Below are 12,012 nucleotides of genomic sequence, written 5' to 3'. Positions count from 1 at the left end.
CACCCCGCCCGCCTGCGCCCATCAAACGACCCGGGCCCTCTTCGCCGGCCGCGTCGTCCCCGGGCCTCGGGCCCGGGGCATTGCGGGTAGCTACGCCGGGGGTGCCTGCGTATGTCTCCGCTGCGCGGGGCCCGCGCCCAGCCTGCCTGCTCGACTGACGGCACCCCGCCTTGCCGTCCAGGGCTCTCGGCCGGGGTGTTGCTTCGCGATACCTCACTCCCAGCCCGTCCGCCCGGGGCGTCGCGGCGGTCCGTCCGTGGGGCAGCGGGGGTTCCGCCGCGGCAACACGACCACGCCCAGCGTGCCCCAGGTGCACGTGCACAGCCCGTCCGCCCGGTGTCTGTGCCCGACTCGGCCGAGAGGCCCTCGCTGGCCCGCGGTCCCCGAGCCCAGCCCGCCCGCCGGAGGCGCCCGGCCCCGGCTCGCCGTCCACGCCACGTAGGCGACCGGCCCCCGGCCCGCGTTCGCGCCCCCAACACCGGCTCGCCGTCCGCGCCCTCAGGCGATCGGCCCCCGACCCCGCCGTCCTCGCCCTCAGGCGACCGGCCCCGCCCGACCCCGCCGTCCACGCCCCCAATCCCGGCCCGCCGCCCACACCCTCAGGCGACCGGCCCCCGGCCCGCCGTCAACCCCCCCTGGCGACCGCCCCGGCCCCGCCGCCCACCTCCAACCCCGGCCCGCGGTCCACGCCCCCAGCCGACCAACTCCGCCCTGTCGCCGACCCCCCGTGGCCACCCCTCCCGGCACCCCGGCGTCAATATTCGGTCGGTTTCGCGTCAATTCTCGGACGTGTGTCTTCCGTTGACGGTGGCGTCGCGCGTCGCAGGCCCCGGTGGCGTCCCCCATACTCCCTTTCACTCTCCGCGGCAACACCTGCGGTGACGGCGCACCGTTCGGTGGGCGAGGGGGCTAGGCTCGACGTCAGTACGTCGTTCGGGCGACTGGGGAGGTAGCGGGATGACGGAGGTACGGCCCATGGCGGCCGCCTCGGCTTCCCTGTGGGAGCGCGATCAGGAACTCGCCGCCGTCGCACGGGCGGTGGACGACCTGTGCGCGGACCGGACGTCCTCCGGCACCCTGCTGGTGTTGCAGGGCGAGGCGGGCCTGGGCAAGACCGCGCTGCTCGCCGAGACCCGCCGGCTGGCCGAGGCACGCGGCTGCACCGTCTGGTCGGCCCGCGGCGGCGAGACCCTGCGCTCCGTCCCCTTCAACGTCGTACGCCAGCTGCTGCAACCCGCGCTGGTCCCGATGCTCCCGGAGGAGGCCCGCGAGTACCTCGGCGACTGGTACGACATAGCAGGCCCCGCCCTCGGCATAGCGGAGCCCGGGGAGGGCAACGCCGACCCGCAGGGCGTGTGCGACGGGCTCGTCGTCGCCGTACGCCGTCTCGCCACCCGGGACTGGCCGCTGGTGCTGCTGATCGACGACGCCCACTGGGCCGACCAGGAGACGCTGCGCTGGCTCGCCGCGTTCACCGAGCGCCTCGACGACCTGCCCGTCCTCGTGGTCGTCGCGCGCAGGCCCGGCGAGATCGCCGGACAGAGCGCCCGCCTGCTGGAGGCCGTCGCCGCCGCCGGACGGCCCGCCGCCGTCCTCAGCGCCCTCACCCCCGAAGCCGTCGCCGGCCTCACCCGGGCCGAACTCGGCGCGCACGCCGACGCCCCGTTCTGCCGCGAGGTGTGGGCCGTCACCGGCGGCAACCCCTACGAGACCGTCGAACTGCTCGCCAAGGTCCGCGACAGCGAACTCGTGCCGGCCGAGTCCTCCGCCGCCGAACTGCGCGACCTCAACCGCTCCGCCCGCGGCGGCGGCCTGGTCACCCGCCTCGAACAACTCGGCATAGACGCCACCCGGTTCGCCTGGGCCGCCGCCATCCTCGGCGACGCCATCACCGTCGACCTGGTCTCCAGGCTCGCCACGATGAAGCGCGAGGACGCCGTCCGCTGCGCCGAACTCCTCAAGAGCGCGCGCATCCTCACCGCGCCCGACCCGGCCGCCGGCCCCGCACGGGACGGCGCCCTGGAGTTCGTCCACCCGCTGATCGCGACCGCCGTCTACAACTCCATCCCCGACGCCCTGCGCCGCGCCATGCACGGCATCGCCGCCCAGCTCGTCACCGACCTCGGCCTCGGCCCCGCGGCCGCCTCCCGCCATCTGCTCCAGGTCCACCCGGACGACGACGAGGAACTCGTCGACCAGCTCCGCGAGGCCGCCCGCGAACACCTCGCCGTCGGCGCCCCCGACGCCGCCCGCCGCTGCCTGGAACGCGCCCTGGAGGAGCCGCCGCTGCCCGAGGTACGGGCGCGCGTGCTGTTCGAACTGGGCTGCGCCACCCTGCTCACCGCCCCCGCGACGACCATCGGCCACCTGCGGCAGGCCCTCGCCCTGCCGGGCCTCGGCGACGACGTCCGGGTCGATGCCGTCGTACGCCTCTCGCAGGCCCTGCTCCACAACGACCAGCTGGAGGAGGCCGTCCGCACCGTCGAGGCGGAGGCCGCCCGGATGCCGGACGGGCCGGTGCGGCTGCGCCTTCAGGCCGTGCAGTTCATGTGGGAGGGCATCCACGCCGGTGAGGCGCCCACCCCGGGCCGCTCCGAGCGCCTCGCCCACCTCGCCCGCACCTGCACCGGCCGGGACAACTCCGAGCGCGCCCTGCTCATCCTGCGCGGCTTCGACGCCATGAGCCGCGGCGAGAACGCCGAGGAGGTCGTCGAGGTCTGCGACCGCGCCCTCGTCAACGGCCGCCTCGCCCCCGGACTCGGCTGGACCGACGCCCAGTGGGGCCTCGAACTGCCGATGATGCTGGCGAGCGCCTACGCCTACACCGACCGCCTCGATCGCGCGGAGGCCCTCTTCACCGAAGCGCTGCGCGCCTACGAGTCCGCCGGCTGGAGCGGCGGCCACCTCGCCCTCGCCCACGCCTACGTCGGCCTCGGGCACCGCAGGCGCGGCCGGCTGCGGGAGGCGGAGGAGTCCCTGCGCGAGGCGCTGCGGCTCGCCGAACGCGTCGGCCGCGGCCTGCCCCTGTACTGGTCGGCGACCTGCAACCTGGTCGACACCCTGCTCGCCCGCGGCCACACCGAGGAGGCCTGGTCGATCGCCGAGCAGTACGACTTCGCCCCGCCGTATCCGTCCACGATCGTGCTGCCCGACCCGCGCTCGGTGCGCGGCCGGCTGCTGCTGGCCGTCGGACGCGTCAAGGACGGCATCAACGAACTGGAAGCCGCGGAGAAGGCGGCCGCCGCGCGCGGCCACCACAACCCGGTGATGGTGCCCTCGGCCGGCGACCTGGCCCTGGCGCTGGCCGCCGAGGACCCGGCCCGCGCCGCCCGGCTGGCTGCCGACGCCCGCCGGCGTGCCGAGCGCTTCGGCACCGACACCGCCATCGGCGAGGCGCTGCGCTGCGCGGCTGCCCTGGAGACCGGCCGCCGCGCGGTCGACCTGGCCGCGCAGGCGGTCACCTGTCTGGCGGCCTCGCCCGCCCAGTACGAGCACGCCGCCGCGCGGATCGACCACGGCATCCTGGCCCGCTCCGAGGCCGAGCTGGAGCGCGGCCTGGCGCTGGCCCGCTCGTGCGGCGCGGACGGGCTGGCCGAGCGGGCGACGCAGGCACTGGCCACGGTCCGCGGGCTGAGCCGCGTCAGCTGATGAGCGGCGCGGCGCCGGGCCTCGCGCTCGTGAGCCCGCCGTTCCGTCACAGCGCGAGCAGCTGCTCCGTCACCGCGGCCAGCCGCTCGCGCACCCGAGGGTCGTACGCCGCCTCGTGCGCCCGCGCCGGACGCGTCCCGTCGAAGTAGCCGCCCGTGCCCGCCGCCCCGCTCGCCAGGCCCCCGCTCGGCGGGTCCCCGCCCGCCAGGCCCCCGTTCGCCAGGTCCCCGGTCGCCAGGGCGAGCACGCCGGGCGCGCCGTCCGCGACGGAGTTCCACGGCGACACACCCGCCTCGCGGACCATCGCGGTGTCCATGTAGGTGGCGGGGTGCAGCACGTTCACCGCGACGCCCGTGCCCGCCAGCTCCTCGGCGAGCGTGAAGGTGTGCGCGGCCAGCGCGAACTTGCTGCGGCAGTACGCCGACGTGCCGCTGTAGCGGCGGGTCAGTTCCGGGTCGCCGGGGTCGAGGGGTTCCTGCCCGGCCGAGCCGACGTTGACGATCCGGGCGGGGGCGTTCCGCCGCAGCACCGGCAGCAGGGCGCGGGTCAGGGCGACCGGCGCCAGGTAGTTGACCGCGAGCCGCAGCTCGTGGCCGTCGGCGCTGACCTCCCGGCCGCCGCCCGGCGAACCGGCGCCCACCCCCGCGTTGTTGATCAGTACATCGAGGTCCGGGCGGGCGGCGGCGACCCGCGCGCCCAGCTCACGCACCTGTGCCAGCGAGGCCAGATCGGCGACGTAGCCCTCGGCGTCGCCCAGCGTGCGCAGCTCGGCGGCCAGCCGCTCGGTGCGGTCCGCGTCGCGCCCGTGCGCGAGGACGCGGTGCCCCGCACGCACCAGCTCGAAGGCGACGTACCGCCCGAGACCCGAGGTCGCCCCGGTGACCAGAACAGTGGACATGCCCCCACCGTAGGCCGACCGCACACCCCGCGGGAGGTGCGGCCGAGCCTACGACCAGCAGGGGCACCCTCCGCCCACCGGCAGGGCACCCCCTCGGCCGGCCGGCAGGGCATTCCCTCGGCGGGCGGCCGGGCACCCGCAGGCTCCTTCAGCCGGCCGGCAGGGCGTCCTCAGTCCTCGTCCTCCTCCGCGAGGACCCGCTGCGCCGTCGCGAAGGCCGAGTTCGCCGCCGGCACCCCGCAGTACACGGCCGTCTGGAGCAGCACCGCGCCGATCTCCTCCGGCGTGAGCCCGTTGCGCCGCGCCGCCCGCACATGCATGGCCAGCTCGTCGTAGTGGCCGTGCGCCACCAGCGCGGTCATGGTGATCATGCTGCGTTCGCGGCGGGACAGCGTCGGGTCGGTCCAGATCTCGCCCCACGCGTAGCGGGAGATGAAGTCCTGGAACGGTGCCGTGAACGGCGTCTGCCGCTGCTGCGCCCCGTCCACGTGCGCGTCGCCGAGCACCTCGCGGCGCACCGCCATGCCGAGCCGCGCCCCGCCGCCGAGGTGCGCGCGCAGCGCGGTGAGCACCGCCCGCGGGCACTGCGCGGGCGCCAGGTGCGAGGCCCCGGGCAGCTCCACCAGTGTCGACCCCGCGACCGCGTCCGCGATCTCGCGCAGATGGGCGGGCGGCGTCGCCGGGTCCTCCCGGCCCGCGATCAGCAGCGTCGGTACGGAGATCTCGGCGAGCCGGCCGGTGAGGTCGAACGCGGCGAGCGCGTCGCAGCAGGCGGCGTACGCCTGCGGGTCGGCCTCCCGGTGGTCGCGCACCAGACGCGGCACGGTGAAGCCGGGGGTGAACCAGCGGGCGTCCGCGCTCTCCACGAGCCAGTCGAGCCCCTCGCGCCGCACCCGCTCGGCCCGCGCCCGCCAGGGGCTCGCCCCGTTGAAGTGCGCGGAGGAGCACATCACGGCCAGGGAGGAGAGGCGCTCGGGGTGGTGCACGGCGAGGTGCAGCCCGACCGCGCCGCCCAGCGACACCCCGGCGTACGCGAACCGGTCGATGCCGAGGGAGTCGGCGAGCGCGAGCACCAGGCCGGCCAGATCGGCGACGGTGGCGCCCGCACCGATCAGTCCGGCGGCCGACCCGCCGTGTCCGGGCAGGTCCCAGCGCACCACGCGACGGCCGATCGACAGCTCCGGCGCGACGGCGTCCCACAGGGCGTACGACGTGCCGAGCGAGGGGCCCAGCAGCAGCGGGGGAGCGGAAGCGGGCCCTTCGATGAGGTGGTTGAGGAGTTTCTCGGTCAACGTCGCTCCAGCGCACGGTCGGTGAGGGCTCCGGCGGAGCCGGTGTAACGGGCGGGGTCGGTCAGCTCGTCCAGGTCGAGGCCCTTCAACTCGGGCTGTTCGGCCAGGAGTTCGCCGAGGGGGCGGTCCTCTTCGGTGGTGCGCCGGGCGAGCGTGGTGAGCAGCTCCTTGGCGCGGGCGCGGCCGAGCAGCGGCGCCAGCTCCGCGGACAGCCGCTCGGAGACGATCAGACCGTGGGTGAGGTCCAGGTGGGCGCGCATCACGCCCGGGGCGACCCGCAGGGTCTCGGTCAGTTCGGCGGCGTCCCGGGCCGCGCCGCCCACCAGGCGCAGCAGGTCCCGCAGCGGCTCCCACTCCGCGTGCCAGGCCCCGGCCGGCCGCTCGTCCCCGGCGGCCGTCGCACCGTACAGGGTGGCCGCGAGCTGCGGGGCGCGCCGCGCGGCGGACGCGATCAGCGTGGCGCGCACCGGGTTCGCCTTGTGCGGCATGGCCGACGAACCGCCGCCGCTGCCCTCCGCCACCTCGGCGATCTCGGTGCGGGACAGGGTGAGGACGTCCACGGCCGCCTTGCCCAGCGCCCCGGCGGTGAACGCCAGGCACCCGGCGAGGTCGGCGACCGGAGTGCGCAGCGTGTGCCACGGCAACAGCGGTGCCCGCAGCCCGAGTTCGCGCGCGTAGAGCGCGGGCAGCGCGGTCGCGTCCTGGGCGCCGTACGCCGTGAAGGCGGCCAGCGTCCCGGCGGCGCCCCCGAGTTGCGCGGGCAGAGCGTCCCGTACGGCCGACACGCGGTCCCGCGCGTCCAGCACCAGCGACCGCCATCCGGCCGCCTTCAGCCCGAACGTCGTCGGCACGGCGTGCTGGGTGAGGGTCCGCCCCGGCATCGGCGTGTCCCGGTGCTCCGCGGCGAGCCGGGCCAGCGCCCGCTCGGTGCGGGCCAGGTCGCCGAGGACGAGGCCGAGGGTGCGCGCGGCGACCAGCATCGCGGCGGTGTCCATGAGGTCCTGGCTGGTCGCGCCCCGGTGGACGTAGGGGCCGTATTCCTCGCCGACCGCCTTCGTCAGGTCGGCGACCAGCGGGATCACCGGATTCCCGCCGCCGCGGGCCCGCTTCGCCAGCGAGGCGATGTCGAAGGCGCCCGCGTCGGCGGCTGCCTCGGTGACCGCGGCGGCGGCCGGCCGCGGGGCGAGCCCGAGGGCGGCCTGGGCGCGGGTGAGGGCGGCCTCGGCGTCGAGCAGCGCGCGCAGGAACGCGGCGTCGCTCGTCGCCGCGGCCGCCGGGGAGCCGGCCCAGCCGGGGGCGAGCAGGCCGGTGTCCGTTGCCTCGGATGTCACGGGAACTCCAGGAAGACCGTCTCGCCTTCGCCCTGAAGGCGGATGTCGAAACGGTACGTCCCGTTCCCCTCGTCCCCGGCGATCAGCGTGTCGCGCCGGTCGCCCACCTGGGCGAGCAGCGGGTCGGCGGCGAGCGCCGCGCCGTCGCCGGGCAGGTAGATCCGGGTGAACAGGTGCACCAGCAGGCCCCGGGCGAACACGCACAGGCTCAGATACGGCGCACTGCGCCCGCGTGCCCCGGGCCGCAGCGTGCGCGCGTACCAGTGGCCGTTGGTGTCCGTCTGCATCCGGCCCCAGCCGGTGAACTCCACACCGTTGCGGCCCAGATGACCACCGGTCGCCGGGTCGCGCCGCATCGAGCCGTCCACCCGCGGGATGTTCCCGTCCGGGTCCGGACCCCACAGCTCCACGAACGCGTCGGGCAGCGGCCCGCCCTCGCCGTCGAGGACGTAACCGTGCACGGTGACGGTGTCCGGGTGGCCGAGCGGGGCGATCTCCTCGCCGCCGCGGAAGGGCAGCGCGTACCCGTAGAAGGGGCCGACCGTGTGCGACGGCGTGGGCAGCACGGTCTCCGGCCGGCTCGTGTCGATCTTCGTCATGTCGGCTCAGCGTCCTTCTTCGATCCAGGTGGCGTTCGGGCCGTCCAGCACGATGTCCCAGCGGTAGCCGAGGGAGAACTCCGGCACCGACAGAGCGTGGTCGTAGGTCGCCACCAGCCGCTGCCGGGCGGCGTCGTCGGTCACGGACTGCAGGATCGGGTCGTACGGGAAGAGCGGGTCGTTGGGGAAGTACATCTGCGTCACGAGCCGCTGCGTGAACGCCGTGCCGAAGAGCGAGAAGTGGATGTGCGCCGGCCGCCAGGCGCCCACGTGGTTGCGCCACGGGTACGGGCCGGGCTGGATCGTCGTGAAGTGGTAGCGGCCCTCGTCGTCGGTGAGAGCGCGGCCCACGCCGGTGAAGTTCGGATCGAGGGGCGCGTCGTGCTGCTCGCGCTGGTGGGCGTAGCGGCCGGCCGAGTTGGCCTGCCAGATCTCGAGGAGCTGGCCGCGCAGCGGGCGTCCGTCGCGGTCGAGCAGCCGCCCCGAGACGGTGATGCGCTCACCGATCGGCTCACCGGTGTGCTGCCGGGTGAGGTCGTTGTCGATCTCCGTGACGTCGCGTTCGCCGAAGGCGGGGGAGTGCAGCTCCACCAGCTCCGGGTCCTGGGTGACGTCGATGGTGACCGGCGGCTGCTGGGGGTGACGCAGGACGGAGGAGCGGTACGGGGCGTAGTCGCGCCGCGGGTGGTGCTCGACGGGCGCGCCGTCGGCGAGCCGCTTCTCGTACGCGGCGCGCTCGACCGCGATCTCCTGGTCGATGTCGTGCTGGGTGAGAGTCATGGGGGTCCCCGGGATGGTGGGAGCTACTGGCGTTCGAGGAGGAGGGCGAGGCCCTGGCCGACGCCGATGCAGAGGGTGGCGACGCCGATTCCGCCGCCTCGGCGGGCGAGTTGGTGGGCGACAGTGCCGGCGAGGCGGGCGCCGGAGGCGCCGAGCGGGTGGCCCAGGGCGATGGCGCCGCCCTGCGGGTTGAGCACGGCCGGATCGAGCTCCGGCCATTCGGCGAGACAGCCGAGGACCTGCGCGGCGAACGCCTCGTTGAGTTCGAGGACGTCGAGATCGGCGTGCGTCTTCCCGGCCTTTGCGAGAGCCCGGTTGACGGCCTCGACGGGAGCGAGGCCGAAGAACCGCGGGTCGATGCCGCAGACGCCGGTGGCCGAGACCCGGGCCAGCGGCTCGCGGCCGAGGGCCTTCAGGCCCTCCTCGTCGGTGAGGAGGAGGGCGGCCGCGCCGTCGTTCAGCGGGGAGGCGTTGCCGGCCGTCACCGTGCCTGCGCCGGTCTCCGGCCGGGGGGACCCCCGTCCCGCCGCGCTCGCCTTCCGGAACGACGGCTTCAGCTTGGCCATCGCCTCCAGCGAGGCGGTGGGGCGTACGCATTCGTCGGCGGCGAAGAGGACCGGGTCGCCTTTGCGCTGTGGGACGGGGACGGGCGTGATCTCGGCGTCGAAGAGGCCCTGCGCCTGGGCGTGGGCGGCTTTGCGGTGGCTGTGCAGGGCGTACTCGTCCTGCTGCTCGCGGGTGATCTTGTGCTTGTCGGCGATCAGCTCCGCGCTCTCCCCGAGGGGGATGGTCCACTGCGGGTCCATCGCCGGGTTGACCATCCGCCAGCCGAGCGTGGTCGAGTACACCTCGGTGTGCGCGGCCGGGAAGGGTGTGTCGCTCTTGGGCAGCACATAGGGGGCGCGGGTCATGGACTCCACGCCGCCGGCCACCGCGATATGGGCGTCACCGACGGCGATGGCGCGGGCGGCCTGGACGACGGCCTCGAGCCCCGAGGCGCACAGGCGGTTGACGGTGACGCCGGGGACGCCGGTGGGCAGGCCGGCGAGCAGGGCGGCCATACGGGCGACGTTGCGGTTCTCCTCGCCGGCGCCGTTGGCGTTGCCGAGGTAGACGTCGTCGATGCGGGCCGGGTCCAGCCGCGGGGTGCGGGCCAGGAGTTCCCGCAGGGCGTGCGCGGCCAGGTCGTCCGGGCGGACAGCGGCGAGGGCGCCGTTGTACTTGCCGAACGGGGTGCGGACGGCGTCGACGATGTACACCGGGTTCACAGCGCATTCTCCGGAACGGTGAGCGGGGCGTCGGTCTTGTCGGTGATCTCGTCAACGGTCACACCGGGAGCGGTCTCCACGAGTACGAGGCCGTCGTCCGTGACGTCCAGGACGCCCAGGTCGGTGATGACCCGGTTCACACACGCCTTGCCCGTGAGCGGCAGCGTGCACTGCTTGAGGATCTTCGGGCTGCCGTCCTTGGCGGTGTGGGTCATCACCACGATCACCGTGCGGGCCCCGTGCACCAGGTCCATCGCGCCGCCGATTCCGGTGACCAGCTTGCCCGGGACGGCCCAGTTGGCCAGATCGCCACCGGCGGACACCTGCATCGCGCCGAGCACGGCGACATCGATGTGCCCGCCGCGGATCATCGCGAACGACAGCGCCGAGTCGAAGAAGGAGGCGCCCGGCAGCACGGTCACGGTCTCCTTGCCCGCGTTGATCAGGTCCGGGTCGACCTGGTCGTCCGTGGGGTAGGGGCCCGTGCCCAGGATGCCGTTCTCGGATTCGAGGACGACCTCCACGCCCGGCGGAAGGTGGTTCGGGATCAGTGTCGGCAGGCCGATGCCGAGATTGACGTACTGCCCGTCCCTCAGCTCCCGTGCCGCGCGGGCGGCCATCTCCTGACGCGTCCAGGCCATCAGCTGCTCACCGTCCGCTGCTCGATCTTCTTGTCCGCCGCCTGCCGCGCGGTCAGCGCCACGACCCGCTGCACGAAGATGCCGGGCACGTGCACCGCGTCGGGGTCGAGGGCGCCGGGCTCGACCAGTTCCTCGACCTCGGCGACGGTGACCCGTCCCGCCATGGCCGCCAGCGGGTTGAAGTTCCGGGTGGACTTGCTGAACACCAGGTTCCCGTGCCGGTCGCCCTTCGCCGCCCGCACCAGCGCGAAGTCGGTGCGGATACCGCGCTCCAGCACGTACTCGGTGCCGTCGAACTCGCGGACCTCCTTCGGCGGCGACGCCACCGCGACCGCGCCGGAGCCGTCGTAGCGCCACGGCAGGCCGCCCTCGGCGACCTGGGTGCCCACCCCGGCCGGTGTGTAGAAGGCGGGGATCCCGGCGCCGCCCGCGCGCAGCCGCTCCGCCAGCGTGCCCTGCGGGATCAGCTCCAGCTCCAGCTCCCCGGCCAGATACTGCCGGGCGAACTCCTTGTTCCCGCCGATGTAGGAGCCGGTCACCCGGGCGATCCGCCCCGCGGCCAGCAGCACCGCGAGACCCGTCTCCATGGCGCCGCAGTTGTTCGACACGACGCTCAGGTCGCCGACCCCGCGCTCGTACAGCGCCTGGATCAGCACGTTGGGCACACCGCTCAGCCCGAACCCGCCGACCGCGAGCGACGCGCCGTCCGGCACGTCACCCACCGCCTCCAGGGCCGAGGCGACCACCTTGTCCATCGGGGAAGCCCTCCATTTAGTCAGCGCACTGAGTATTTCAGCGAGGTGCCCCTCACGCTGCCACCGGACGGTGAACCCGTCAAGGCCTGCCGTTTGCCGAAACCATGGCCGAAGACAGAGGGGGAGTGGCCGGGTATCGTTCAGTACACCAACGAAAACGACCACGGGAGCGCACATGGCCGCGGTGGACCTCTCGACGCATCCCGGGCACCTCGCCCGGCGGCTCCAGCAGGCCCACTACCTGCTCTGGAACACCATGGTCTCGGAGGAGATCACGTCACCGCAGTTCGCGGTGCTCAACGCGCTCGTCGGGGAACCGGGCCTGGACCAGCGCACGGTGGGGGAGCGGGTGGGGCTGGACCGCTCGACCATCGCCGAGGTGATCGCGCGGCTCGGCAGACGCGGTCTGATCGACAAGGTGCGCGACCCGCAGGACGGCCGCCGCTCCCTGCTGCGCCCGACGGACGACGGCCTGCGCACGCACCGCAAGCTCACCGTGCGCACCGCGCGGATGAACCAGGTCTTCCTCGCACCCCTGTCCGCCGACGAGCAGTCCCTGTTCCTCGACCTGATCAGCCGCGTCGCCGACGCGGCGGAGGGACTGCGCCACCCCGCGGAGCCGGTCGCGGCGTCGCAGAGCTGACCGGCGCGGACGGCGGCCGCCGGGCCGCCGGGGGCAGCCGGGCGGCCGGGGGCAGTCGGGCGGCCGGGGGCAGTCGGGCGGCCGGGGGCAGTCGGGCGGCCGGGGGCAGTCGGGCGGCCGGGGCACGGGGCAGCCCTGAGGCGAGGGGGCTGTGCGT

The 12,012-nt window shown here is 74.8% G+C and carries 10 protein-coding genes; 2 read left to right on the top strand and 8 right to left on the bottom strand.

Features of this window, described 5'->3' with window-relative positions; all coding sequences use genetic code 11:
• Positions 1–957 precede the first annotated feature (957 nt).
• A complete protein-coding gene (locus AC0B9F_RS07215) occupies positions 958–3,648 on the top strand; it encodes an ATP-binding protein (protein WP_471999447.1) in 2,691 nt (896 codons plus the stop codon).
• A 46-nt stretch (positions 3,649–3,694) separates the two neighbouring features.
• Here AC0B9F_RS07215 and AC0B9F_RS07210 read toward each other — a convergent pair whose 3' ends face one another.
• The 8 genes from AC0B9F_RS07210 to AC0B9F_RS07175 form a co-directional block, all read right to left on the bottom strand.
• Entirely contained in the window at positions 3,695–4,546 is an 852-nt protein-coding gene (locus AC0B9F_RS07210) for an SDR family NAD(P)-dependent oxidoreductase (protein ID WP_471999445.1), read from the bottom strand.
• 170 nt (positions 4,547–4,716) lie between these two features.
• Positions 4,717–5,838 carry a bifunctional 3-oxoadipate enol-lactonase/4-carboxymuconolactone decarboxylase PcaDC gene (gene pcaDC, locus AC0B9F_RS07205; protein WP_471999442.1) on the bottom strand — a complete coding sequence of 374 codons (1,122 nt, stop codon included), beginning with the start codon at positions 5,836–5,838 and terminating at the stop codon, positions 4,717–4,719.
• Entirely contained in the window at positions 5,835–7,169 is a 1,335-nt protein-coding gene (gene pcaB, locus AC0B9F_RS07200) for a 3-carboxy-cis,cis-muconate cycloisomerase (RefSeq protein WP_471999439.1), read from the bottom strand. Before pcaB ends, pcaDC begins: the two co-directional genes overlap by 4 nt.
• A complete protein-coding gene (pcaG, locus tag AC0B9F_RS07195; protein ID WP_471999437.1) occupies positions 7,166–7,768 on the bottom strand; it encodes a protocatechuate 3,4-dioxygenase subunit alpha in 603 nt (200 codons plus the stop codon). The genes pcaB and pcaG overlap by 4 nt, the downstream gene beginning before the upstream one ends.
• A 6-nt stretch (positions 7,769–7,774) precedes the next feature.
• Complete coding sequence (pcaH, locus tag AC0B9F_RS07190) at positions 7,775–8,548, bottom strand: protocatechuate 3,4-dioxygenase subunit beta (protein WP_471999434.1); 774 nt, start codon at positions 8,546–8,548, stop codon at positions 7,775–7,777.
• A gap of 23 nt (positions 8,549–8,571) precedes the next feature.
• Positions 8,572–9,816 carry a thiolase family protein gene (locus AC0B9F_RS07185; protein WP_471999431.1) on the bottom strand — a complete coding sequence of 415 codons (1,245 nt, stop codon included), beginning with the start codon at positions 9,814–9,816 and terminating at the stop codon, positions 8,572–8,574.
• A complete protein-coding gene (locus AC0B9F_RS07180) occupies positions 9,813–10,457 on the bottom strand; it encodes a CoA transferase subunit B (protein ID WP_471999428.1) in 645 nt (214 codons plus the stop codon). The genes AC0B9F_RS07185 and AC0B9F_RS07180 overlap by 4 nt, the downstream gene beginning before the upstream one ends.
• A complete protein-coding gene (locus tag AC0B9F_RS07175) occupies positions 10,457–11,212 on the bottom strand; it encodes a CoA transferase subunit A (RefSeq protein ID WP_471999425.1) in 756 nt (251 codons plus the stop codon). The genes AC0B9F_RS07180 and AC0B9F_RS07175 overlap by 1 nt, the downstream gene beginning before the upstream one ends.
• 175 nt (positions 11,213–11,387) lie before the next feature.
• On the opposite strand from AC0B9F_RS07175, the gene AC0B9F_RS07170 reads away from it, so the two are divergent.
• Complete coding sequence (locus AC0B9F_RS07170; protein ID WP_471999423.1) at positions 11,388–11,855, top strand: MarR family winged helix-turn-helix transcriptional regulator; 468 nt, start codon at positions 11,388–11,390, stop codon at positions 11,853–11,855.
• Positions 11,856–12,012 lie beyond the last annotated feature (157 nt).

This window comes from Streptomyces sp. NPDC097129, from assembly GCF_055668065.1.
The sequence above is the reverse complement of the archived record's forward strand: the minus strand, read 5'-3'. Positions and strand labels throughout refer to the sequence as shown.